General features: G+C 34.2%; 20 protein-coding genes, 3 tRNA genes and 3 rRNA genes. 10 read left to right on the top strand and 16 right to left on the bottom strand.

What is annotated here, in order from left to right; translation table 11 throughout:
• Positions 1-29: 29 nt before the first annotated feature.
• From FNB79_RS01500 to FNB79_RS01515, 5 genes are read right to left on the bottom strand one after another with little or no spacing between them, the layout of a single operon-like run.
• Entirely contained in the window at positions 30-782 is a 753-nt protein-coding gene (locus FNB79_RS01500) for a carboxypeptidase-like regulatory domain-containing protein (protein WP_143379619.1), read from the bottom strand.
• 2 nt (positions 783-784) lie between these two features.
• Positions 785-1,042: a hypothetical protein gene (locus FNB79_RS17350; RefSeq protein WP_246073311.1), complete on the bottom strand. Its 258-nt coding sequence runs from the start codon at positions 1,040-1,042 to the stop codon at positions 785-787.
• On the bottom strand, positions 1,008-1,571 hold the full coding sequence (locus FNB79_RS01505; RefSeq protein WP_246073312.1) for a carboxypeptidase-like regulatory domain-containing protein: 564 nt from the start codon (positions 1,569-1,571) through the stop codon (positions 1,008-1,010). Before FNB79_RS01505 ends, FNB79_RS17350 begins: the two co-directional genes overlap by 35 nt.
• A 3-nt stretch (positions 1,572-1,574) precedes the next feature.
• On the bottom strand, positions 1,575-2,378 hold the full coding sequence (locus FNB79_RS01510) for a carboxypeptidase-like regulatory domain-containing protein (RefSeq protein ID WP_143379620.1): 804 nt from the start codon (positions 2,376-2,378) through the stop codon (positions 1,575-1,577).
• A 1-nt stretch (position 2,379) separates the two neighbouring features.
• Positions 2,380-3,171: a carboxypeptidase-like regulatory domain-containing protein gene (locus FNB79_RS01515; RefSeq protein WP_143379621.1), complete on the bottom strand. Its 792-nt coding sequence runs from the start codon at positions 3,169-3,171 to the stop codon at positions 2,380-2,382.
• 115 nt (positions 3,172-3,286) lie between these two features.
• Here FNB79_RS01515 and pepE point away from each other — a divergent pair, with 115 nt between their 5' ends.
• Positions 3,287-3,994 carry a dipeptidase PepE gene (pepE, locus tag FNB79_RS01520; protein ID WP_143382533.1) on the top strand — a complete coding sequence of 236 codons (708 nt, stop codon included), beginning with the start codon at positions 3,287-3,289 and terminating at the stop codon, positions 3,992-3,994.
• A 34-nt stretch (positions 3,995-4,028) separates the two neighbouring features.
• Here the strand turns inward: pepE and FNB79_RS01525 are convergent.
• Both FNB79_RS01525 and FNB79_RS01530 read right to left on the bottom strand, forming a co-directional pair.
• Positions 4,029-4,101: transfer RNA gene (locus tag FNB79_RS01525), tRNA-Gly, on the bottom strand.
• Positions 4,102-4,151: 50 nt separating this feature from the next.
• On the bottom strand, positions 4,152-4,577 hold the full coding sequence (locus FNB79_RS01530) for a GNAT family N-acetyltransferase (RefSeq protein WP_143379622.1): 426 nt from the start codon (positions 4,575-4,577) through the stop codon (positions 4,152-4,154).
• Positions 4,578-4,819: 242 nt separating this feature from the next.
• Between FNB79_RS01530 and FNB79_RS01535 the strand changes: the two genes are divergently transcribed.
• Positions 4,820-5,284 carry a GNAT family N-acetyltransferase gene (locus FNB79_RS01535; protein WP_143379623.1) on the top strand — a complete coding sequence of 155 codons (465 nt, stop codon included), beginning with the start codon at positions 4,820-4,822 and terminating at the stop codon, positions 5,282-5,284.
• 146 nt (positions 5,285-5,430) lie between these two features.
• Here FNB79_RS01535 and rrf read toward each other — a convergent pair.
• The 6 genes from rrf to FNB79_RS01565 form a co-directional block, all read right to left on the bottom strand.
• Positions 5,431-5,538 (bottom strand): 5S ribosomal RNA (gene rrf, locus FNB79_RS01540).
• 180 nt (positions 5,539-5,718) lie between these two features.
• Positions 5,719-8,540: ribosomal RNA gene (locus tag FNB79_RS01545) — 23S ribosomal RNA — on the bottom strand.
• Positions 8,541-8,751: 211 nt separating this feature from the next.
• Positions 8,752-8,825, bottom strand: a tRNA-Ala gene (locus tag FNB79_RS01550).
• 127 nt (positions 8,826-8,952) lie between these two features.
• Positions 8,953-9,026 (bottom strand) — tRNA-Ile (locus tag FNB79_RS01555).
• Positions 9,027-9,121: 95 nt separating this feature from the next.
• Positions 9,122-10,641: ribosomal RNA gene (locus FNB79_RS01560) — 16S ribosomal RNA — on the bottom strand.
• Together the 16S, 23S and 5S rRNA genes with 2 tRNA genes alongside form the textbook arrangement of a ribosomal RNA operon.
• Before the next feature lie 663 nt (positions 10,642-11,304).
• Positions 11,305-13,269, bottom strand: a complete 1,965-nt coding sequence (locus tag FNB79_RS01565) for a putative porin (protein ID WP_143379624.1) — start codon at positions 13,267-13,269, stop codon at positions 11,305-11,307.
• Positions 13,270-13,339: 70 nt separating this feature from the next.
• On the opposite strand from FNB79_RS01565, the gene FNB79_RS01570 reads away from it, so the two are divergent.
• From FNB79_RS01570 to FNB79_RS01590, 5 genes are all read left to right on the top strand, one after another.
• Positions 13,340-13,939 carry a ribonuclease HII gene (locus FNB79_RS01570; protein ID WP_143379625.1) on the top strand — a complete coding sequence of 200 codons (600 nt, stop codon included), beginning with the start codon at positions 13,340-13,342 and terminating at the stop codon, positions 13,937-13,939.
• Between the two features lie 29 nt (positions 13,940-13,968).
• Entirely contained in the window at positions 13,969-16,401 is a 2,433-nt protein-coding gene (locus tag FNB79_RS01575; RefSeq protein ID WP_143379626.1) for a ribonuclease HII, read from the top strand.
• Between the two features lie 88 nt (positions 16,402-16,489).
• Positions 16,490-17,539 carry a nucleoid-associated protein gene (locus FNB79_RS01580; protein WP_143379627.1) on the top strand — a complete coding sequence of 350 codons (1,050 nt, stop codon included), beginning with the start codon at positions 16,490-16,492 and terminating at the stop codon, positions 17,537-17,539.
• Between the two features lie 119 nt (positions 17,540-17,658).
• A complete protein-coding gene (locus tag FNB79_RS01585; protein ID WP_143379628.1) occupies positions 17,659-17,973 on the top strand; it encodes a hypothetical protein in 315 nt (104 codons plus the stop codon).
• Between the two features lie 101 nt (positions 17,974-18,074).
• Positions 18,075-18,371, top strand: coding sequence for a Bor family protein (locus FNB79_RS01590; RefSeq protein WP_143379629.1), 297 nt, complete (start codon positions 18,075-18,077; stop codon positions 18,369-18,371).
• A 275-nt stretch (positions 18,372-18,646) separates the two neighbouring features.
• Here the strand turns inward: FNB79_RS01590 and lipB are convergent, their stop codons facing one another.
• The 3 genes from lipB to FNB79_RS01605 form a co-directional block, all read right to left on the bottom strand.
• Complete coding sequence (lipB, locus tag FNB79_RS01595) at positions 18,647-19,351, bottom strand: lipoyl(octanoyl) transferase LipB (RefSeq protein WP_143379630.1); 705 nt, start codon at positions 19,349-19,351, stop codon at positions 18,647-18,649.
• A 5-nt stretch (positions 19,352-19,356) separates the two neighbouring features.
• On the bottom strand, positions 19,357-20,103 hold the full coding sequence (locus tag FNB79_RS01600; RefSeq protein ID WP_143379631.1) for a hypothetical protein: 747 nt from the start codon (positions 20,101-20,103) through the stop codon (positions 19,357-19,359).
• Between the two features lie 126 nt (positions 20,104-20,229).
• Positions 20,230-20,388, bottom strand: a complete 159-nt coding sequence (locus FNB79_RS01605; RefSeq protein ID WP_083495670.1) for a YqaE/Pmp3 family membrane protein — start codon at positions 20,386-20,388, stop codon at positions 20,230-20,232.
• A 163-nt stretch (positions 20,389-20,551) separates the two neighbouring features.
• Here FNB79_RS01605 and lysS point away from each other — a divergent pair, with 163 nt between their 5' ends.
• The 3 genes from lysS (at position 20,552) to FNB79_RS01620 (ending at position 23,772) form a co-directional block, all read left to right on the top strand.
• Positions 20,552-22,249, top strand: coding sequence for a lysine--tRNA ligase (lysS, locus tag FNB79_RS01610; protein ID WP_143379632.1), 1,698 nt, complete (start codon positions 20,552-20,554; stop codon positions 22,247-22,249).
• Between the two features lie 6 nt (positions 22,250-22,255).
• The gene (locus FNB79_RS01615) at positions 22,256-23,176 is read left to right on the top strand and encodes an endonuclease/exonuclease/phosphatase family protein (protein ID WP_143379633.1); all 921 of its coding nucleotides are present in this window, start codon (positions 22,256-22,258) and stop codon (positions 23,174-23,176) included.
• A 113-nt stretch (positions 23,177-23,289) separates the two neighbouring features.
• Positions 23,290-23,772, top strand: a complete 483-nt coding sequence (locus tag FNB79_RS01620; protein WP_143379634.1) for a hypothetical protein — start codon at positions 23,290-23,292, stop codon at positions 23,770-23,772.
• Positions 23,773-23,867: the final 95 nt, after the last annotated feature.

Genomic DNA, 23,867 nt, shown 5'->3' on the forward strand with positions numbered 1-23,867 from the left:
TAATTTAACAACTTTGTAAAGCTATTATATTATTCTGATTTTAAATTGTTTTTATATACGGCATACTTCTCGATTAAATATTCTAAAATTTCTACATCAGACTGTCCTTTACATCGAATTAAAAAGTCTGGAGATTCTGAACAGAAATACCAAAAATCCATGCGTTTAGACACATCTAGAGGATATAAAGTAAACAAATCGTCTGATAGGCGTTGTCGGATTTGAGTGATTAAGACATCATTTCTTTCTAATTTTACATGTGCTTTTAACATTTTTGTGTATCCTGTAACTCCATTTACTACTTTATTAAGCATTCCGGATTTTGCTTCACTTAATTTACGTTCTGCTTGTGTGGCGCGTTTTCCTTTATATCCAGGAATACCAACATTGTAAAAGTTATTTTCGGGTTCTGCTTCAGAATTAATAATATCAGACATTAAATTACCTGTTAACACTTTCCCTACAATAACCTCGTCTAACGTATTAACTTCTTCACTTAAATTTACCCGAATTACTTGATTTTCAAGAATGTTTTTATCTATTATAATTTCTCGTGTTGTGTATTGAATTGCTGTAAACGCAATGGTATCATGAAGTTTAGCCTCAATTACAAATGTTCCATTAGCTTTTGTAACTGTAAAACGTCTTGATGTTTTATTGATGACATGTATGTTTTCAATATCATCTTCGCCAATTACCATACCAGAAATCTCTTGTAAATTTTGAGCCTTTACAACAGATATACTCCCTATAAAACAACATAACAAAATTTGTACTTTCATGTTTAATTAGGTCGTGAGTTTAGGTTCTTGTTATACTGTATATATTTTTCGTTTAAATACGCCAGAATTTCTACATCACGCTTATTCTTGCAACGCGCTTCAAAATTAGGATCGTCTGAACAGAAATACCAAAAATCCATCCGTTTCAATTCACTCAATGGATGTTCGCTAAAAAAATCGCCTGAAAGTCGTTGTCTTATATCGTACCTGAGTTGGTTATTTCTTTCAAGTGCAATACGTTGTTCTGCCCGTAATACCATTTATTATAGGGTCTACAGGAAGTGAACCTCCTAATAATCCCAATAACATTATGGGTTTAAATTCTCCTCCCGCACCACTTAAATCGCGTTCGGCTTTGGTTTTTCTTTTTCCTTTATATCCAGGAATACCAACATCGTAAAAATTAATTTCGGGTTCTGCTTCGGAACTCTCGACATCTAACATAAGATTACCGGTTAAAATTTTCCCTACAATAACTTCGTCTAAAGCATTTACATGTTCTTCTAAGTCTACAGTAATACGCTTGGTATAAATTGCAGTAGTATTTACAACAACTTCTAATGCACTATATTGAATTGATGAAAATAATAAAGTGTCATTAAGTTTAGCTGGAATTTCAAAACTTCCTGTTTTTGAGGTTATAGTAAAGGTTTTACACGTTTTATTTATAACATGAATATTTTCTAGATCGTCTGTACCTTTTACTATTCCGGATATAGTTTCTAAATTTTGAGCATTAACATAGGAGGTACAGACTAAAAAGCAACATAAAATAAATAATAATTTCATTAATTATTTTGAAGTCGAATTTAGATTCTTAATGTATTCATTATATTTTACATTTAAAAATACGATAGTATCTTCATCTATATTACTATTACAACGCTTATTAAAATTGGGGTCTTCTGAACAGAAATACCAAAAATCCATTCGGTAATCTTCATCTAAAGGATGTTCATCAAAAAACATAACGGCGATTTGATTTCTTATTTCAAAAATAAGCTTATCATTTTGTTCCATTTTCACATATTCCCTTAAAGATTTAGTTCTTCCTGTAAGTCCATTTATTACAGAGTTAACAGAAAAAGAAGCTCCCGCACCTCCTGGTGCTGTAAGAACCTTAAACGATTTAGATTGATTATAGCGCTCTTCCATTTTTGTTGTCTTTTTCCGTAAAAGTCCAGTAACACCTACGTCAAAAAAATTATATCCTTGTCCATCAGAAGCATTTCCTATATCCAACATTAAATTTCCTGTTAAAATTTCACCTACAACTACTTCTTCTAAAGCGGTTACGAGCTCTTTTAAATTAACTCTTATGGCTTTATTTAATATGGTAGATTGGTCTACTACGACTTCTAAAACATTATATTGAATTGAAGAAAACTGCAGAGTATCATTAAGTTTTACTGGAATTGTAAATTCTCCCGTCTTATTTGTTATAGTATATTTTTCTGAGGTTTTATTAATAACATGTATGTTCTCTAAGTCTTCTGCACCGTTAACTGCTCCAGCTATTGTAACAAATTGTGCATATGATTTAACACTAAACAAACAACTGAGAAACCCGAATATTGATAATATGTAATACTTCATTTTATTTTCTTAAAAACTCTTCACTAGCTGTAGATAAATATTCTAATAATTGTATTTCTTGACCTTCTTGTAGTAATTTAGGGTCTATGTGTAGATCTACATAACTTACAAAATCATCTATTTGTGATGTTGGGATTCCAAAATTTTCAGAAATAAAAGTTAGAGAATATACCCCTCTTAATCCTAGATTTTTATCAGTCTCTTTTAATATTTTATCAGTTTTATTGTCTTTCTTTTTAAATAAAGGTTTTAAGAATGTATTGGTAATTTTCACCATATCCAGGCCATTATAATATTCACCTTGTTTTAAAATACTCATATCTGCTGCCGAATGAAAATCGTCAGGAAAAACATAAGCAGAGATATCTCCTATACCAAAATTTATTCCTTCTAAGTCTGGTCTAAATGTTTTTATTTTGTTAAGGTCCTCATGTAATACACCTGTGAGTCCAAACGGAAAGATAACTACTTCATTTAAACGATTAACATGAGTTACTAGAAACACGGTTAATTGTTTAGAATGTATTACACTTTTATCTATTTTTACATGTATATCTTCAAACTGTAAGGAAGAAATTTCAAGTTGATCTAATAGTCCTACTTCTATACTAAACTCCCCTTCTTTATTTGTTACAGTTCCTTTATTTGTCGATGTATTATAAACGGTTACGCCTTCAACATCATCTGTGTCAACGACAACTACACGACCAGAAACCTGAATACGCTCTGTTGTTTGAGCAGTTAAAGCACCTATTGAGAATAGTACAAATAGTAAAAATAATTTTTGTTTCATGTAATAAAATAGATTTTGAATAAAGTTAACCACTAAAAGCCTTTGAAATATATTTGTAGTATTTAAATTTTTGTTAAAACCACGTATTACCTAAATTTACGTTAAAATTTCGATGATGAAACATATGATTATTGCCAGTACTTCTACTATTTTTAATAGTGGCTATTTAGAGTATATACTTGAAGATTTAAAAACTCATTTTAATAATGTAAAAACCATTCTTTTTATTCCGTATGCTAGACCAGGAGGTATTACTCATGAAGACTATACAGCACGTGCACAAGCAGCATTTTCAAAAATCAGTATAAATGTTGTGGGGTTGCATACTTTTAATAATCCAGAACAAGCCATTTTACAAGCCGAAGCCATTTTTGTTGGAGGAGGAAATACATTTGTTTTAGTAAGTCAGCTTTACAAAGTAAATGCAATCCAAACAATTATAGAAGCAGTCAACAGCGGAACTCCTTATTTAGGTACAAGTGCTGGAAGTAATATTTGTGGTCTAACTATGAATACTACAAACGATATGCCCATAGTTTACCCACCAAGTTTTAAAACTTTAGGATTAGTACCTTTTAATATCAATCCACATTATTTAGATCCAGATGCAACCAGCACCCATATGGGAGAAACTAGAGAAACAAGAATTAAAGAATTTATGTGTTACAATACACAACCTGTTGTGGGACTAAGAGAGGGAAGCTGGCTAGAAGTTAAAGGAAGTACTATAACTTTAAAAGGCCGTTTAACAGCTAGAATTTTTGAACATAACAAGGAGCCTTACGAGTTAAAACCTGAGAGTGATATAAGTCTTTTGAAGTAAAAAAAAAGCTTCATCTGTTGATGAAGCTTTTTAGAGCGAGAGACCGGGTTCGAACCGGCGACATTCAGCTTGGAAGGCTGACGCTCTACCAACTGAGCTACTCTCGCATTACCGGGTGCAAATATACGGATATTAAATAATAGTATCCAAGAAAAATTTACATTTTTTTTAAAAAATGATACCCAAGTATATTAAAGCCCTCATTATAATAAAATTTGTGAGAGGGAAAGTTCTGAACATAGGTGTTTAACTCAGCTGCTTCACAACCTTTTGCCTTTGCATATTTATAAACCCAATTAAATAATTGTTTACCTAATCCTTGATTTCTATAAGCTTCATCAATATAAACATGATCTAATTCTACACTTCTACCTATATAATGTCTTGTAGAAAACCATAAACCACAAATTCCAATCAAAAGATCATTCTGGAAAAGTCCTATGCATTCATAATTTTGGTCGAACATTTCAGTGAAACGTTCAAATAAAACGTCATCAGTATTTTTATTTGAAGTAAATCTCTGCATTAAAGGTATAATTGTGGGTAAGTCTTCCTTTTTTAGCTGTTTAAAAATTGGTGTCATTGAAATTATAGTTGTTGAATATTTTAGTGAATTAACAAAATTAAATAACTTTTAATTAAGACAAGACTTATAAAAACTTTAAAACAGGTATTGCATTTAAATATGTTAATCTCTAACACTATTTAAAAATGATTATCTATTTTTATATTGAGAAACTTACTCAGTTATATTAATTAATAAGTTAAACGTACAAAAACTTAATCAACACTTTATCTTACTCTTATAACAAAATATTATTTTATATGGCTCCAAATATCGATAATAACAAGACACATATTACATTCATTACTGCAGAAGAAACTTACGGCGTTAGACATCCCGTTTTAAGACCAGGTAGACCTATTGAAGATTGTGAGTTTGAAAATGACACACATAAAGACACCTTTCATTTAGGATTATATGTAAATTCATTGCTTATAGGAGTTGTTACCTTTATGAAAGCAAGTAAAGATATATTTGAACATAAAGACCAATATCAGCTTAGAGGTATGGCTGTTTTAGAAGCATATCAAGGCTTACAATACGGCAAATTACTTGTTGAAAAAGGTGAAGGTATCGTAAAAGAAAAAAACGGTAAAATAATATGGTTTAACGCGCGAGAAGTGGCTTTAAAATTTTATACTAAATGTGGTTATAAAATTATAGGAGATGCATTTAATATCCCTAAAGTTGGCACACATTATATGATGTTTAAAATATTGAAATAAGTTTTATACCAACTAACTAAAAATACGACTAAGCCTAACATATGTATGTTGGGCTTTTTTATGTTACATAATATTTGTAAGAAGTAGTAAGGTTAGATTATAAACAAAAAAAATCCTGAACAAAATATTGTTCAGGATTAGTTTAAAAAAGGCGACGACCTACTCTCCCACAAATGCAGTACCATCGGCGCTAATGGGCTTAACTTCTCTGTTCGGAATGGTAAGAGGTGAGCCCCATCGCAATAATCACCTTAAATTATTGGTTGTTGGTTTGTAGTTTTTGGTTGTTGGATCTTTTTCCAACTAATAACCATGAACTAACAACTATCAACCGCGCTCCTAGCGCAAATATCTTAACATATTGAAAAATACCCGGAGGTTATATACATATATACTCTAATAATAATTCTTGTACTCGTCTAAAAAAACAGGCGTACAATAAGCCTATGGGTTATTAGTACTACTCGGCTATGACATTACTGTCTTTACACCTATAGCCTATCAACGTGGTCATCTCCCACGACCCTTTAAAGAAATCTCATCTTGTGGTGGGTTTCGCGCTTATATGCTTTCAGCGCTTATCCCTTCCCAACGTAGCTACTCTGCAATGCTCCTGGCGGAACAACAGATACACCAGAGGTTGGTCCAACTCGGTCCTCTCGTACTAGAGTCAGATCCACTCAAATTTCTAACGCCCACAGTAGATAGAGACCGAACTGTCTCACGACGTTCTGAACCCAGCTCGCGTGCCACTTTAATGGGCGAACAGCCCAACCCTTGGGACCTTCTCCAGCCCCAGGATGTGACGAGCCGACATCGAGGTGCCAAACCCCCCCGTCGATATGAGCTCTTGGGGGAGATCAGCCTGTTATCCCCGGCGTACCTTTTATCCTTTGAGCGATGGCCCTTCCATGCGGAACCACCGGATCACTATGCTCTACTTTCGTACCTGATCGACTTGTAGGTCTCTCAGTCAAGCTCCCTTATGCCATTGCACTCTACGCACGGTTACCAAGCGTGCTGAGGGAACCTTTAGAAGCCTCCGTTACTCTTTTGGAGGCGACCACCCCAGTCAAACTACCCACCAAGCACTGTCCCTTCTGAAGAAGGTTAGACTCTAGATAAGCAAAGGGTGGTATTTCAACAATGACTCCACAACACCTAGCGATGCCGCTTCAAAGTCTCCCACCTATCCTACACATTACTTATCCAAAACCAATACTAAGCTATAGTAAAGGTGCACGGGGTCTTTTCGTCCCACTGCGGGTAATCGGCATCTTCACCGATACTACAATTTCACCGAGCTCATGGTTGAGACAGTGTCCAGATCGTTGCACCATTCGTGCAGGTCGGAACTTACCCGACAAGGAATTTCGCTACCTTAGGACCGTTATAGTTACGGCCGCCGTTTACTGGGGCTTCATTTTAGACCTTCGCATTACTGCTAAGCCCACCACTTAACCTTCCAGCACCGGGCAGGTGTCAGGCCATATACGTCATCTTTCAATTTAGCATAGCCCTGTGTTTTTGATAAACAGTCGCCTGGACCTTTTCACTGCGGCCCATCCGAAGATGGGCGACCCTTCTCCCGAAGTTACGGGTCTATTTTGCCTAGTTCCTTAACCATGAATCTCTCGAGCTCCTTAGAATTCTCATCCCAACTACCTGTGTCGGTTTAGGGTACGGGCTGCTTCTCTCGCTTTTCTTGGAAGTCGCTTCTCTGGATTATCACCTTGACCGTAGTCGCAGTGTACTATCGGAGTGTTACCACATCCTTCAACGTACTATTCCGTCAGTACGCACCAAATATACGCCTCCGTCACTTTTATTGAGAGCAGGTACAGGAATATTAACCTGTTGTCCATCCACTACCCCTTTCGGGTTCGCGTTAGGTCCCGACTAACCCTCAGCTGATTAGCATAGCTGAGGAAACCTTAGTCTTTCGGAGTGCGGGTTTCTCGCCCGCATTATCGTTACTTATGCCTACATTTTCTTTTCTATCCGTTCCAGCATACCTCGCAGTACACCTTCAACACAAATAGAATGCTCCCCTACCACAATTGCTTGTCCATAGCTTCGGTAATATGTTTATGCCCGATTATTATCCATGCCGAACCGCTCGACTAGTGAGCTGTTACGCACTCTTTAAATGAATGGCTGCTTCCAAGCCAACATCCTAGCTGTCAAAGCAGTTCAACCGCGTTTTTTCAACTTAACATATATTTGGGGACCTTAGCTGATGGTCTGGGTTCTTTCCCTCTCGGACATGGACCTTAGCACCCATGCCCTCACTGCTGCAGAACATTTTATAGCATTCGGAGTTTGTCAGGAATTGGTAGGCGGTGAAGCCCCCGCATCCAATCAGTAGCTCTACCTCTATAAAACTATATTGCAACGCTGCACCTAAATGCATTTCGGGGAGTACGAGCTATTTCCGAGTTTGATTGGCCTTTCACCCCTACCCACAGGTCATCCGAAGACTTTTCAACGTCAACCGGTTCGGTCCTCCACTGTATGTTACTACAGCTTCAACCTGCCCATGGGTAGATCACACGGTTTCGCGTCTACCACTACTAACTAAAGCGCCCTATTCAGACTCGCTTTCGCTACGGATCCGTGACTTAATCACTTAACCTTGCTAGCAACGGTAACTCGTAGGCTCATTATGCAAAAGGCACGCCGTCACCCTAATGGGCTCCGACCGCTTGTAAGCGTATGGTTTCAGGATCTATTTCACTCCCTTATTCAGGGTTCTTTTCACCTTTCCCTCACGGTACTAGTTCACTATCGGTCTCTCAGGAGTATTTAGCCTTAACGGATGGTCCCGCCAAATTCACACAGGGTTTCACGTGCCCCGCACTACTCAGGATACCACTATCGCGCCAATCTTTACCTATACGGGACTATCACCCTCTATGGTCACTCTTTCCAAAGTGTTCTAATTCATCATGGTCTGAATAATGTGGTCCTACAACCCCAATGTTGCCGTAACAACACTGGTTTGGGCTAATCCGCGTTCGCTCGCCACTACTTACGGAATCACTTTTGTTTTCTTCTCCTCCGGGTACTTAGATGTTTCAGTTCTCCGGGTTTGCCTCCCTAAGGATACTATATCTTCAATATAGTGGGTTGCCCCATTCGGATATTTGCGGATCACATTGTATGTGCCAATCCCCGCAACTTTTCGCAGCTTATCACGTCCTTCATCGCCTCTGAGAGCCTAGGCATTCCCCATACGCCCTTATTTAGCTTATTGTACTTTTTGCTTTTTTAATGAGTTTGTTTTTAGTTAAAAGCTCGTAAACTTTAACTAAAAACGAATTATTATTGTTTAAAATTTAACCTATATAGTATGTGCAATACTACATAAGCTAATATCTTAATGTATTTTTATGTATCTTTTTCAATATGTCAATGAACGTGTGGCTGTTCTTACTAATTAAATTAGCTTGAATCTTATGCCGTTGTGGAGAATATCGGAGTCGAACCGATGACCTCCTGCGTGCAAGGCAGGCGCTCTAGCCAGCTGAGCTAATCCCCCAAATTTAGTTTTGAGTTCTTAGTTGTTTGTTTTTAGTCCCTAGATCCTCATTGTATCTAACAACGATTAACAATGAACTAACAACTAATACCCAACTTCTAAAATTTCCTTTTCTCATTATATTTAGTAGTCTCAGGCAGACTCGAACTGCCGACCTCTACATTATCAGTGTAGCGCTCTAACCAGCTGAGCTATGAGACTCTAACTATAATAAGTATTTCTTTAAATTAACAGCTAAGAATAAATCATTCCTTTTGCAAAACCTTTACTATCTTCCAATAGTCGTCTTTCTCTAGAAAGGAGGTGTTCCAGCCGCACCTTCCGGTACGGCTACCTTGTTACGACTTAGCCCTAGTTATCGACTTTACCCTAGGCCGCTCCTTGCGGTGACGGACTTCAGGCACTTCCAACTTCCATGGCTTGACGGGCGGTGTGTACAAGGCCCGGGAACGTATTCACCGCATCATGGCTGATATGCGATTACTAGCGATTCCAGCTTCACGGAGTCGAGTTGCAGACTCCGATCCGAACTGTGATAGGGTTTATAGATTCGCTCCACCTCGCGGTGTGGCTGCTCTCTGTCCCTACCATTGTAGCACGTGTGTAGCCCAGGACGTAAGGGCCGTGATGATTTGACGTCATCCCCACCTTCCTCACAGTTTGCACTGGCAGTCTTGTTAGAGTTCCCGACACTACTCGCTGGCAACTAACAACAGGGGTTGCGCTCGTTATAGGACTTAACCTGACACCTCACGGCACGAGCTGACGACAACCATGCAGCACCTTGTAAATTGTCCGAAGAAAAAACTATCTCTAGTCCTGTCAATCTACATTTAAGCCCTGGTAAGGTTCCTCGCGTATCATCGAATTAAACCACATGCTCCACCGCTTGTGCGGGCCCCCGTCAATTCCTTTGAGTTTCATTCTTGCGAACGTACTCCCCAGGTGGGTTACTTATCACTTTCGCTTAGCCACTCAGTCTTGCGACCGAACAGCTAGTAACCATCGTTTACGGCGTGGACTACCAGGGTATCTAATCCTGTTCGCTACCCACGCTTTCGTCCATCAGTGTCAGTATATTATTAGTAATCTGCCTTCGCAATTGGTATTCTATGTAATATCTATGCATTTCACCGCTACACTACATATTCTAACTACTTCATAATAACTCAAGATAACCAGTATCAAAGGCAATTTTACAGTTGAGCTGCAAGATTTCACCTCTGACTTAATCATCCACCTACGGACCCTTTAAACCCAATGATTCCGGATAACGCTTGGATCCTCCGTATTACCGCGGCTGCTGGCACGGAGTTAGCCGATCCTTATTCTTACAGTACCGTCAAGCTCCCTCACGAGGGAGTGTTTCTTCCTGTATAAAAGCAGTTTACAACCCATAGGGCAGTCTTCCTGCACGCGGCATGGCTGGATCAGGCTCTCGCCCATTGTCCAATATTCCTCACTGCTGCCTCCCGTAGGAGTCTGGTCCGTGTCTCAGTACCAGTGTGGGGGATCTCCCTCTCAGGACCCCTATCTATCGCGGTCTTGGTAAGCCGTTACCTTACCAACTAACTAATAGAACGCATGCTCATCTTTTACCGATAAATCTTTAATATAATTGTGATGCCACAACCATATACTATGAGGTATTAATCCAAATTTCTCTGGGCTATCCCCCTGTAAAAGGTAGATTGCATACGCGTTACGCACCCGTGCGCCGGTCGTCATCTGTGCAAGCACAATGTTACCCCTCGACTTGCATGTGTTAGGCCTGCCGCTAGCGTTCATCCTGAGCCAGGATCAAACTCTTCATCGTTAAATTTTTAAGTGTTTCCACTATTACGTTTAACAACTAATGGAATTAAATTTTGGTACTCAAAATGGTTTATTCTTTTTTGTGACATTAACCGTTTCCAGTTAACATCTACGCTGTCAATTCAATATGTTAATGAACTTATTTCTCTTTATTTCTTAACGCGTTTCCTTGTTAAGCGGGTGCAAATATAAAACCCTTTTTTTAATCTCACAATGTTTTTTTGAAGTTTTTTTTAAGCCCGTTTCCGAAACTTTTTAAACCCAATAAAAACACACTGTAAAGAACTTTCTTTTCTAAAAACGTTGCCGTTTTTAGCGGCTGCAAACCTACAACCTTTATTTCTAATAACAATGCTTTATTTAATCTTTTTTAAAATAATTTAAATTCGATTGCAATAGCCTGTTAATGAACTTTTTGCTTAACCAAACTACCGTAGTTGTGTCGCTAAGCGGGTGCAAATATACCACCTTTTATTTCTTTTATCCTAACCTTTTTTTAAAGTTTTTTGAAAAAAATCTTAAGTATCGACATACCAAATAGTTGGATGTGTGATTTTATATTATTTATTCTCTCGGCAATACCAATAGTTATAATTAGGCTTTGCTTTTCATTGTAAACCGTAATGAAATTGTTGCATAACTGCTTTGGCAAACATTTAGAATATTATAAAAAGAAGTTCCATACAATACCAAATCGTAATGCTAAATCACGATAGGGATAGTTTGGGGCAGAGTAATAATCGTAACCAGTAAAGGATGCATTGAAATGTTCTACCTTAAAATAAATTCGTGTCTGCTGAATTTTGGCATTTAAAAAGAAATCAAATCTTGGAAAATTTCCATACTCACGTTCTGTTTGCACATAGAATTCTGCCAACAAAGGGTCGTATGCATTCATATAGTAATCGGTAAAGTAATTAAATGTAACCCCTGTTTCTAATAATAAGGCTTTCTTAAAAAATTCGTTTCTATAATATAATGTATTACGTGTTACAAATTCTGGCATGTTTAACACTTGATTATCGTCTTGTATATTTTGATACATTATACTATTATCTAATGCAAAGTGGCCAAACCTTATTTCTTTATCTAAACGTACTCTTAAATACGTGATTGTTTCGCTATTCTGAAAAGGTTTTACTCCTCCGGACTCTTCATCTGCTTTAAAGTAGGCATAATCACTAATTGTAGAATAGTCTACAGAAATATTTGCTAGCTTTTTAGATTCTAAATTAAAACGCAGTTGTTGCGTCTTTTCTGTACTAAAGTTAGTTTGCCAGTTATAGTTAAGGTAATTACTTTGATACAGTAAAAAGTTATAATTAGGTTGTGAAGCATTGTGATTAATTTGTGCACTCATTAATATATCGTCTGTAAATCGATACGATGCTTTACCTGTAATATAATTCCCTGCAAAATCCCCTGTTACATTTAAGCCTGCATCTCCATAAATATCAAAACCTCCAAAACGATTATGATATTTACCACCTAAAGCAATAATATTCCCTTTTAATCTGTTTGTAATGTGTTCTTCATTTATTATTACAACCTGATCATAGCCGTAATTATAATTATCGTGACTCACATTAAATTGCAAATCACCTAATAGTCTATTACTATAATTTACTTGAATTTGGTTGTAAAAATTTTCGATAGTACTTCTGTCTTCTATATCTTCTGACACAAAAGCTTCTCCAAAGTAATCATTTTGATCGTCTTGATTAAATTGATAGTATTGATCATCAAAAGTCATAATATGATTTATATTAAGACTATGCTTTGCTAAGGAATCGTTAGGTTTCACAATATAGTAACGGTGATCTAAATGAAATCGCTTCCCTTTTAAGGTATTATCTGCGTCTTCAAAATTAACATCAAACACACCGCGATCTAGAAAATCGGGATCTCCATTTTCAAAATACACAGTATCGTCATCTGTTAACCCTCCATTTTCTTCATTATTAACATCTTGTCCAACAAAATGAAGTTTCATAATATAACGTTCGTCTTTTGTTTTATAATTTGTTGTAAATTCAAAATTACCAATACTAGATATAAAGTGTTGGTAGTTCCCTAACGATCTTAATCCTTGGTAAGAAATAGAAAAATTAAATTGTTCTGAAGTATTTACCGTAAAAAAACCTTGTGCAACCTGTCCTTGTTCAAAACCTGTTTTATAAAACAATTCTGTTAATGGTGTTGGCACGTGATAATAATTTACATCTTCTACTTCTCTAAAAGCAAAATATTTAGAACGTGCACCTAACTTAGGCATTAAACGTTGCGATTTAAAGTCTGTGCTTAATGTATTATACGTATGCCCCATATTAGAAAATGAAATTAAACCAAACTCATCTTTCCTTATGGAGTTAAATTTATATTCTTTCTTAATATTTAAAGTTGTATCTACATAAGTTGTATCATTTAAATGAGACACTATAAGATATTGTTCTATCTTGGCTACTTTTTCACCGTTTTTTGTACTTGAAGTATCTGTTGATTTTTCAGTAAATCCTTTTTCAGTTGCAGCATCGTCCTTCTCTATTTGCTTATTTAATTTAGGCACAACTTGTGAATAAGCGAAATGCCCAAAGCATATTAAAAAGAATGACAGAATGATTTGCTTCATAATTATTTTTTAGATCTTGCAAATGTAAATACAAAATATGATAACCAAACATAACAAAACTATAATTTAAATGCTAGCGCTTAACTATTCGGAATATGAATTTGAATGTGGAACAGATGAAGCAGGACGTGGTTGTTTGGCAGGACCCGTAACTGCTGCTGCTGTTATTTTACCCAAAACATTTGAAAACACAATTTTAACCGACTCCAAACAATTGTCTGAAAAGAAACGAGATTTACTTAAACCTATAGTAGAACTAGAAGCTACAGCTTTTGGTGTGGCTCATGTGTTTCCTAACCAAATAGACGAGATAAATATTTTAAATGCATCTATTCATGCGATGCAATTAGCGATTAGTAAACTAGACCCGCAACCTGAGTTTATTAGTGTAGATGGTAATAGATTTAAACCCTACTTAAAAGTTCCCTACGAAACCATAATTAAAGGCGATGGAAAATATTTAAATATTGCCGCTGCCTCAATTCTTGCAAAAACTTACCGCGATGCGTATATGAACACAATTCATGAAGAATACCCTATGTATAATTGGAAACAAAATAAAGGGTACCCTACTAAAGAACATCGGGAAGCCATAAAGAAATATGGCACAACAAAATACCACAGATTATCTTTTAGATTACTACCTGATCAATTAAAATTAGATATATAACTTCCTATATTTGTAAAAAAATCTTTTTTATGAGAGCGCTTTTCTTAGCTATAATTTTTAGTCTATTCTTAATAAGTTGCGACACCAATACTAAAACACACCAAAGTTTATTAGCATATGTTCCAAAACATACTTCTACTTTAATAAAAACAAATAATCTTGAAAATTTAAAAAGTAGTTTAACAAACAATGTTTTGGTTCAGGAATTTAAAACCGCCAAATTCAATAACTCTTTAAACACTTTTTTTAAAACCATTAATGTGTTTAGTCTTAAAGAAGACATTTTATTTTGTTTCTCTAAAGCCCCTGCAGATAGCTCTCAAATTACATTAATTACAAAATATAATACAGATTTTTTTCAATTCGATTCGCTTTCTAAACCCAAACAAGAACAGATTCGATTTAAAAACAATATCATTACAAAAACAGAACTAAACCAAAACAACTTTTACAGTGTAATTATTGATAGTATTTTTATAGGTTCGACTTCAAAATCTATTATAGAACAAAGTTTAGAGCCGCAACCAATAAGTCCAGAACTTCAAAAAATTTACAATACAACATCTACTGAAAAAACTTTTGCTGTAATTATAGATACAGAGTCTGTTGAGAATGCATCGTTATTTATGAGTACAGACTCTATTCCTATAAAAAAATTCACTAAATACTTAGCACTAGATACAGATATAACACAGGATCAAATCACAATAAACGGTATAACAAAAGCTAACGACTCTACTAACTACCTTATAGATGTGTTTAAAAATACTATTCCGCAAGAAAACAAAATGGCACAAATTACGCCAGAAGAGAGCGAAGGTTTTCTAAGCATAACATATCAAGATTTCAACAATTTACAAGCAAATTTTATTGCTTATAACAACTTAGAACCTGAAGAAACTACTTTATTTGACAATACTAATGAAATTGGTATAATATATAATAAAGAGCACAGAGCTATTGTAATGTATAGCTTAGACAACATGGCTACAAATGACGCTTTATTAGATTCTCAAGACATTATTGAAAGTTTCCGCCAAGTAGACATTAAACAGTTTACACATCCAGAATGGTTTCCTAAACATTTCTCGCCAATTATTAAAACAGAAACAGCTTCGTTTTATGCGGTGCTAGATTCTTTCTTTGTTTTCGCAGACTCTATAGAATTATTGCAAAGTATAATTGCTGCTTACCAAAATAAAGCAACGTATAGTGAGCGTAGTTTTTACCAAAACATTACACCGCATTTAAGTGATGCTTCTTCTTTAATGCTTGTAGGGAACTCGAACGTTTTAAACGACATCTTACAAACTAATTTTAAAACAGACGCAACTACAAACACGAGCCCATTTAAAGTATCGGCTATACAATATATATACGATCACGATTTTGCACATGTTAATGGTATTATAAAAAGAAATAAAACAAAAGCTACAGAAAATTCTGTTAACGAAGAATTAAATATAAAATTAGATGCTAAGCTATTAAACAAACCACAATTTGTAACCAATCACAGCACAGGAGAGAAAGAAGTTGTAGTACAAGATATTCATAATAATTTATATTTAATTTCTAATAAAGGAAAAGTGCTTTGGAAAAAAGAACTGAGCGAAGCTATTATTGGAGACATTTCTCAAATAGACATGTATAGAAATGGGCGCCTACAACTCGCCTTTACCACAGCTCACCATTTATATGTATTAGACCGTAATGGGAATCCGGCAAAATCGTACCCTAAAACGTTTAGAGACAAAGTAACTCAACCTCTCTCGGTATTTGATTATGATTCTAATAAAAGATACCGTTTAGTTGTAGTACAAAACAAAGGCGTACTTATGTATGATGCTCAAGGAAATATAGTTAATGGATTTACTTATAAAGAAGCCAATCAAACTATTATACACCAGCCTCAACATTTTAGAATAGGCCGAAAAGATTATCTAGTATTTAAAACAAGCGATCAACTTTATATATTAAGTAGAACTGGAGAAGTACGTGTTACTCCAAAATCGTCTTACTCCTACTCTAATGAAGGTGTATACATTTACAATAACAAATTTACCACAACCACAGACGAAGGCGATTTAATACTTGTAGATGAAAACGGACGCATAACAAGTGAAAATTTAAATTTAGGAGAAAACCATCATATCGTGGCCACATCGCGAACATTAGTAACACAATCTGAAAACAAACTAAATATTAAAAACAAAGCCTTAGAGTTAGATTTTGGTAATTACAGCCCAGTAAGTTTATTTTATATAAATAATAAAATATATATAACCACAACAGACTTACAAACCCAAAAAGTTTACGTATTTGATAGCCAAGGCGAAACCGTTTCTAATTTCCCTGTGTATGGTGCTAGCAGTATAGACATGGCCAATACAGATAAAGATAATCACTTAGAAATTGTTACCAAAGGAGATGATAATGCCATAATTATATACCAAATAAATTAAAATATATTAATAGCACCGAGATTTTAATTATTAAAATTGAAGCTATTTTAGTACTATTGCATCCCTTAATTTTTAAGCGTAAAACACCATGATAAAACGTAACAATGCCACCATTACTAAGTTTATAATTCATAAAGTAGGTAATAAATTTAACGATACTAAAAATGCTTTTTCAGAAAACGAAGTACAATTTGATGAAGCCAGTTACGACTTAATGCTTCCCTTTTTACTACGTCCTTTTGGTTCTGTAGTGCAAAGTCACCGTTTTAATCATCATGCTAATATTAAGTTGAATGAAATAAACAGTTATGCAGAATCTATTTTTAATGATGAAAATAGTTTTATAGATGTTTCAAAAAACATTGTAAAGCATTTATACGAACAGTCTACATCTGCTCAGATAAAAACAGGCGATGTTATTGTTGCTATTTTTGAAGGTATAGAGTTTAATGAAATTGTAACTAATGCCGTAGGAATTTTTAAAATTGAAAGTAAATCTAACTTTTTTCAAACTTATTTAGAAGGCAATAGTTATGATGTTGCTGTACAACAAGGAATCAATACTAAAAAAGTGGATAAAGGGTGTTTAATATTAAATCAAACAGATGCTGAAGGTCCTATTGTTTTAACAATAGATAACAATAACTACGATGCACAATATTGGATAAATCAGTTCTTAAATATTAAATACGCCAACGATTTTAATTCGCACACACAAAATTATATCGAATTGTGTAAAGAATTTTCTACAGAAGTATTAAAAACGAGTTACGGAAATCAGGAACAAAATATCTTTTTAGCAAAAACCGTAGATTATTTTAAGGAGCACGAATTTGTAAACTTTGAAAATTTTAAAGAAGAAGTTTTTGAAGACGACAAACACAAAACCTTATTCGACGAATACAAGAAGTCTTTTGAAGGCGAACAAGAGCTTTTAATTTTAAATCAGTTTGATGTCGCCGAACCTGTAGTAAAAAAACAAAAAGCAAAAATTAAAACCGAGATTAAACTCGACACACAAATACAAATAAAACTAGATATTGATGCCCCAGACGCCGCTAGCGAATATCTAGAACGTGGTTTCGACGAAGAAAAAAAGATGTATTACTATAAAGTATTCTTTAATACAGAAGGTTAATACAATTTCTACTTAAAGACATAAACCTATATCGTATCTTACAGAAATAAATTAAGAATAATATTTAATAATTTAGGCTCTAATAATTGTCTTAAATAAATGACAAAAAATATATCAAAATGACACAAGAAGAATTTTTAGAAAAAAACGTATTCACAGGATTACAAAAAAATGAAGAACACAATGATTGTTATTTCTCTGAGGAAGATTTTTCTGAAGTTTTAAAACAATGTGAGCATTTTGGGATTGCTGTGTACGATATTAAAACCACTTTAAATGGTGATGCTCATAAAACAATAAACCACGATTCTTTCAGAAAAAAAGCAACTGATGTAAACTGGTATAAGAGAGAATACAGCCACTTAAAACACGAGCAAGCAGGTTTATTATATGCTGCTACATATAAGGTCTCTAAAAAATTATTGGCTAGATAAAAAAAAGACAACAATGATACTTTGTTTCTTCTATAGTATCATGTTTAAAGACACTCAAAACTTGAGTACTATAAATTAATGTACAACTTAAATTAAAAATCATGTTTAAAAAAACAATGAAAATGATGACCGTAGTATTTGCGTCATCAATGCTATTAACATCTTGTTATTCTTACACTAGTGTTGTAGGTGAAGGAGCAAAAGGAAATGCCCAAACTACAGCATGGAACCATTACGTAGTATACGGATTAGCTCCAGTAGGAGTATCAGATTCTAAAGAAATGGCAAAAGGAGCAACAGACTATAATGTTACAACTAGACAAACTTTTGTTAACGGTTTAGTAGCTGCTCTTACTTTTGGAATTTATACTCCAACTACAACTACTGTTACTAGATAGTATTTTAATAAAAAAGCGAGGTTATTTAAATAACCTCGCTTTTTAATATCTTTTTCAATGAAAAAAATTGTTTTCTATATTTCATTAATAATAGCGATTTTATTAAGCATTAGCATAATACAAATAATAATATCTGACTTAGACAGATTAACAGAATATGGTTTTGGATATTTAATAGGCAACATCATTCTTTTACTTATATTTGTAACCGTTGCCCTATTAACAAAACCTAAATCGATAAAAGAATAATTTATAAAAACCTTTTATTTAAACATTTATTCTAAACTAAATTCAGACTCAAAAAGGGCACAAAAATGTTTCTGAATCTTTGTCTTAACTTCAGCTTCATCAACTTCTTTTATTCCTAATTCTACATTTAAAGAAGTTACTGCTTTACCACGAATACCACACGGAATAATATTATCAAAATATCCTAAATTAGCATTTACATTTAAAGCAAATCCATGCATAGTAACCCAACGACTAGCGCGTACGCCCATGGCACAAATTTTTCTTGCAAAAGGTGTACCTACATCTAACCACACACCTGTTTCTCCAGGACTACGCTCAGATTTAATGCCATAATCATTTAAGGTGAGAATAATAACTTCTTCTAAAAACCGTAGATACTTGTGTATATCGGTAAAGAAATTATCTAAATCTAAAATAGGGTACCCAACAATCTGTCCTGGTCCGTGATACGTGATATCTCCACCACGATTAATTTTATAAAATGTTGCCCCTTTTTCTTCTAGCTGTGCTTCAGTAAGCAGCATATTATCCATATGGCCGCTTTTTCCTAATGTATATACATGCGGATGCTCTACAAATAGAAAATAATTAGGTGTAGGAATAGTAGTTTCCTCTCTCCTATTTTTAATTTTGAGATCTACAATCTGTTTAAATAATTCCTCCTGGTAGTCCCAAGTATCTTTATAGTCTCTTAAACCTAAATCTTGTAATTTTATTATTTTATTCAAAGCAATTAATCTTCTAATATGACTTCTACATTTAAACTTTCAGGATTAGTCAAAAAGTCCTTAAAGCTCAGTTCTGCAGAAAAACTTTTATGATCTGCACTAAACATGGCATTTTCTAACGATACCGATTTAATTTTCTTCGGAAAATGATAATTTAACGTATAAGTAGATGCTGCAAGTATCATTTCTGCATCTGCTAAACTGTCTTTTGTAGACTCTAACAATTCAGGATCTACTATAGTGACTATACGCTTAAATACCTTTCCATTATATGTATAATCAACCTCAGAAGCTTCGGTTGTACCCATTTTAGCTAATGGGCTAGTTTGTTGAGCTTCGTTGGTTTCTTTTAATTCATTGGCTTTATTAAGCACTTTAAACATGTCTTGTAACTCGTCAACACTATCAAAATCTGTATTCACATCAATAACCATTTTTTGAGTGGCAGGATCCATTAACATATGCATAGTAAAGCGCTCTAAAGTTTTAAGACGTTCTTGCTCCTCTTTTGGCAAGGTTGCGATACTATCTTTCTTAGCTTCTAAAAAATCTTTAAATACAATTGTAGAGTCTAAAGCTTTTTCTCCGGACTCACCCATCGTGTCTCCTCCCATTTGCATAAGCTGAGAACCGTCAAATTCAAAAGACATTTTTCCTGTGCCATTCGCTTCAATATAAATGTTTTCAGAAAAATTACAACTACTTACAATAAGTAGTAAAAGACACATGCTTAATAGATAGATTTTTTTCATTGGTTATATAATATAAAAGTCGCCGCAAATATACTTATTATATACCAATAGGTCTCTTTTTTGGAACCTTAGACGCTATTAATTTCAATAAATCACTGAAAACCGTTACCCAAAAACACAGCAAAATTATCGTTTGGGATTATTTAAAATTACTAATGCAGCAATTACGCCAGGAACCCAGCCACAAAGCCATAATAAAAATACGATAAGTACAGAGCCACAACCTTTACCTATTACAGCTAAAGGCGGACATATAATTGATAGGATAACTCTCCAAATACTCATTATGATTGATTTTATAAAGATTGATTGATGTATAAATAAGACGTGTAAATAAACCAATTGTTACACTTAAAAAAATCTATTTCGTTTTTCGATAATATATATTGATATACTAACCAATAGTATTTATCTTTGTCCGTTAAATATTAAACAGAACAATAGTAATATGTCGCAATTATCAGAGCAAGAAATCGTAAGAAGAGATAAGCTTAGCAAACTACGCGAGTTAGGAATTAACCCTTATCCAGCAGATCTTTATCCGTTAACCCACACAAGTAAACAGGTTAAAGCAGATTTTCAAGAAGGTAAGACCGTGATAGTTGCCGGCCGATTAATGTCTCGAAGAATACAAGGTAATGCGAGTTTTGCTGAAGTACAAGATAGCCAAGGACGTATACAAGTCTATTTTAATAGAGACGAGATTTGTTCTGGAGAAGACAAAACCAAATACAATACTGTATATAAAAAATTATTAGATATAGGTGATTTTGTAGGTATAGAAGGAGAATTATTTACAACTAAAGTAGGAGAAAAAACCATTATGGTAAAAGACTTTACTATTTTAAGTAAATCCTTACGTCCTTTACCTCAACCACGTGTAGATACCGAAGGGAAAGTACATGATGCTTTTACAGATCCAGAACAACGTTACAGACAACGTTATGCAGATTTAGTTGTAAACCCACACGTAAAAGAAGTTTTTGTTAAGCGTACAAAATTATTTAATGCTATGCGTGGCTTCTTTAATGACGCTGGTTATTTTGAAGTAGAAACGCCTATTTTACAACCTATTCCTGGTGGTGCTGCAGCACGCCCATTTATTACCCACCACAATAGTTTAGACATTCCATTATATATGCGAATTGCAAACGAGTTATACTTAAAGCGTTTAATAGTTGGTGGTTTTGATGGTGTATACGAGTTTTCTAAAAACTTCCGTAACGAAGGAATGGATAGAACACATAATCCAGAATTTACAGCCATGGAAATCTATGTATCTTATAAAGATTACAATTGGATGATGGATTTTTGTGAAAAACTATTAGAACACTGTGCTACTGCTGTAAATGGCACAACAAAAGCTAAATTTGGAGAACACGAAATAGATTTTAAAGCGCCTTATGCTCGAGTGACCATGGCCGATTCTATTAAAGACTTTACAGGTTTTGACATTACAGGCAAAACTGAAGCTGAAATTCGTGATGCAGCAAAAAACATGGGAATTCAAGTGGATGACACCATGGGTAAAGGAAAATTAATTGATGAAATTTTTGGTGAAAAATGTGAAGGAAACTATATCCAACCTACATTTATCACAGACTACCCAAAAGAAATGAGTCCGCTTTGTAAAGAGCACAGAGATAATCCAGAATTAACTGAACGTTTTGAGTTAATGGTTTGTGGTAAAGAAATTGCCAATGCATATTCAGAACTTAACGACCCAATAGACCAACGCGAGCGTTTCGAGCACCAATTAAAATTAGCTCAAAAAGGAGACGATGAAGCTACAGAATTTATTGACTACGATTTTTTACGTGCTCTTGAATACGGTATGCCTCCTACTTCTGGGATGGGAATTGGTATGGACCGTTTAATCATGTTCCTTACAAACAACCAATCTATTCAAGAAGTATTGTTTTTCCCTCAAATGCGACCAGAGAAAAAACAAGTAGACATGACAGAAGATGAAAAAGCAGTTTTTAATATTTTAAAAACAACATCTCCTATAGAATTAAACACCTTAAAAACAGAATCGCAATTAAGTAACAAAAAATGGGATAAAACCATAAAGGGATTAACTAAATTAGGCATAGCAAAAGTAGACAAAACAGACGAAGGTTTGTTTGTCAAACTCAACGACTAGATACTTATGATTCAACTCCTTTTTAAATATAAAAAAAAAGCATACCTCCTTTTCTGGTATGCTTTTTTAATACTTATACATTTTATAATAAAGGACAGGTTTCAGCCTATTGTATTTCTCTTTAATGCCGTACCTCTAATAGTTATTATTGCTTACGGCTTTTTTCTTGCTTTTATTATTCGTAAGCACAGACCCCTTCTTCTCGCCATATTATCTATAAATATACTATTAGGTATATATTGGTATAGCAATTATTATTTTAAAACCGAATCCATCCAAGTCTCCCAATTACAGACGCGATCACTTTTATTTTGGAACATATCTCGTCCCGAGCATTTACCATTAGAAGATATTTTTAGGAAAATAGAAGAACACAATCCAGATATTCTTGTTTTTGTTGAAGCTAAAAAAATACCTGAAACAGATTTAATAGCCTTTACAACTAAATATCCTTTGTACGGAATTATACAATTACAAAGTGAAATGATGATTGCAATTAAAGGACAAATAAATGAAACTATTTATAAAAGAATCTCTACAGGATCTAATTGCAATATGGTAACATGTACCATAAAAGGTGAAGAAATTAAAATTTTAATTAATGATTTATTTGCCAATCCTGCTTTATCTAAAAGGTTTGATTTTGAAATTATTCAATCTGTAATACAAACAGAACAAGTAGATATTATAGTTGGAGATTTTAACACACCTTATGAAAGTGCATTTTTTGAAACTTTTAAAACAGATTTTGAAAGTTTTCATAACTACAATAATGGTTTTTCTGCGACCTGGCCAAGTAAATTTCCCCTCTTAGAAATTGACCATATATGGATTTCTAAAACATGGCAACCTCTTATTCTTGATAAAGAGTTTAATTCCAATTCAGACCATGGATTACTTGTAGGAACGTATACACTTAGACCATAATTTAAATCTTTACACTACTACTCTAAGCGTTAATACGCTGTTAAAACTAGTTTTACTATTAAACCTTTTTGAAATTAACCAGTCTTAGAGGTATAATTAAAAACATATATATCATGAAAAAAATAATGATTTTAGCTTTAGCGTTTATTTCATTAAATGCTTTTGCACAAGGTAAAAGAGGTGAAGATAACCAGAGACATGACAGAAAAGAAATGCGTATGCAAGGCGCTGATTTTACACCGGAACAACAAGCCACTTTACTAACAAAAAAAATGACATTAAATTTAGACCTTACAGAATCTCAACAAAAAGAAGTATACAATTTAAATTTGAGTCAAGCTAAAGAACGACAAGCCAATAGAGAAGCATTTAAAAAAGCTAAAGAATCAGGTAAAAAACCTACAGAGCAAGAACGTTACGACAATATGATTGCCCGCTTAGACAGTCAGATTTTAATGAAATCTAAAATGAAAAGCATCTTAAAAAGTGAACAATATGCAATGTGGGAAAAAAGTATGGCAGACCATTCTAGAGAAAGAAAAGGTTTTGATGACAAAAGAGGTGATAAACGACCAGATAGAGACAGACGTAGTTAAGATAGAGTGATTAAATATATCAAAAAAGGCAAGTCATAATAGATTTGCCTTTTTTAATTTTATTTTTTATTAACACAGACTATATAATTAATTAA

This window comes from Formosa sediminum, assembly GCF_007197735.1.
In the GTDB taxonomy this organism is placed as follows: Bacteria; Bacteroidota; Bacteroidia; order Flavobacteriales; family Flavobacteriaceae; genus Formosa; species Formosa sediminum.

Excerpts from the sequence above, each read along its gene's own strand:
- FNB79_RS01530 (WP_143379622.1), bottom strand. The coding sequence starts at position 4,577 with ATGACACCAATTTTTAAACAGCTAAAAAAGGAAGACTTACCCACAATT.
- FNB79_RS01505 (WP_246073312.1), bottom strand. The coding sequence starts at position 1,571 with ATGAAATTATTATTTATTTTATGTTGCTTTTTAGTCTGTACCTCCTAT.
- FNB79_RS01570 (WP_143379625.1), top strand. The coding sequence starts at position 13,340 with ATGCTAGCGCTTAACTATTCGGAATATGAATTTGAATGTGGAACAGAT.
- FNB79_RS01620 (WP_143379634.1), top strand. The coding sequence starts at position 23,290 with ATGAAAAAAATAATGATTTTAGCTTTAGCGTTTATTTCATTAAATGCT.
- FNB79_RS01575 (WP_143379626.1), top strand. The coding sequence starts at position 13,969 with ATGAGAGCGCTTTTCTTAGCTATAATTTTTAGTCTATTCTTAATAAGT.
- FNB79_RS01515 (WP_143379621.1), bottom strand. The coding sequence starts at position 3,171 with ATGAAACAAAAATTATTTTTACTATTTGTACTATTCTCAATAGGTGCT.
- FNB79_RS01585 (WP_143379628.1), top strand. The coding sequence starts at position 17,659 with ATGACACAAGAAGAATTTTTAGAAAAAAACGTATTCACAGGATTACAA.
- FNB79_RS01580 (WP_143379627.1), top strand. The coding sequence starts at position 16,490 with ATGATAAAACGTAACAATGCCACCATTACTAAGTTTATAATTCATAAA.
- FNB79_RS01615 (WP_143379633.1), top strand. The coding sequence starts at position 22,256 with ATGATTCAACTCCTTTTTAAATATAAAAAAAAAGCATACCTCCTTTTC.
- FNB79_RS01600 (WP_143379631.1), bottom strand. The coding sequence starts at position 20,103 with ATGAAAAAAATCTATCTATTAAGCATGTGTCTTTTACTACTTATTGTA.
- FNB79_RS01500 (WP_143379619.1), bottom strand. The coding sequence starts at position 782 with ATGAAAGTACAAATTTTGTTATGTTGTTTTATAGGGAGTATATCTGTT.
- FNB79_RS01565 (WP_143379624.1), bottom strand. The coding sequence starts at position 13,269 with ATGAAGCAAATCATTCTGTCATTCTTTTTAATATGCTTTGGGCATTTC.
- FNB79_RS01535 (WP_143379623.1), top strand. The coding sequence starts at position 4,820 with ATGGCTCCAAATATCGATAATAACAAGACACATATTACATTCATTACT.
- FNB79_RS01590 (WP_143379629.1), top strand. The coding sequence starts at position 18,075 with ATGTTTAAAAAAACAATGAAAATGATGACCGTAGTATTTGCGTCATCA.
- pepE (WP_143382533.1), top strand. The coding sequence starts at position 3,287 with ATGAAACATATGATTATTGCCAGTACTTCTACTATTTTTAATAGTGGC.
- FNB79_RS01605 (WP_083495670.1), bottom strand. The coding sequence starts at position 20,388 with ATGAGTATTTGGAGAGTTATCCTATCAATTATATGTCCGCCTTTAGCT.
- FNB79_RS17350 (WP_246073311.1), bottom strand. The coding sequence starts at position 1,042 with ATGGTATTACGGGCAGAACAACGTATTGCACTTGAAAGAAATAACCAA.
- FNB79_RS01510 (WP_143379620.1), bottom strand. The coding sequence starts at position 2,378 with ATGAAGTATTACATATTATCAATATTCGGGTTTCTCAGTTGTTTGTTT.
- lysS (WP_143379632.1), top strand. The coding sequence starts at position 20,552 with ATGTCGCAATTATCAGAGCAAGAAATCGTAAGAAGAGATAAGCTTAGC.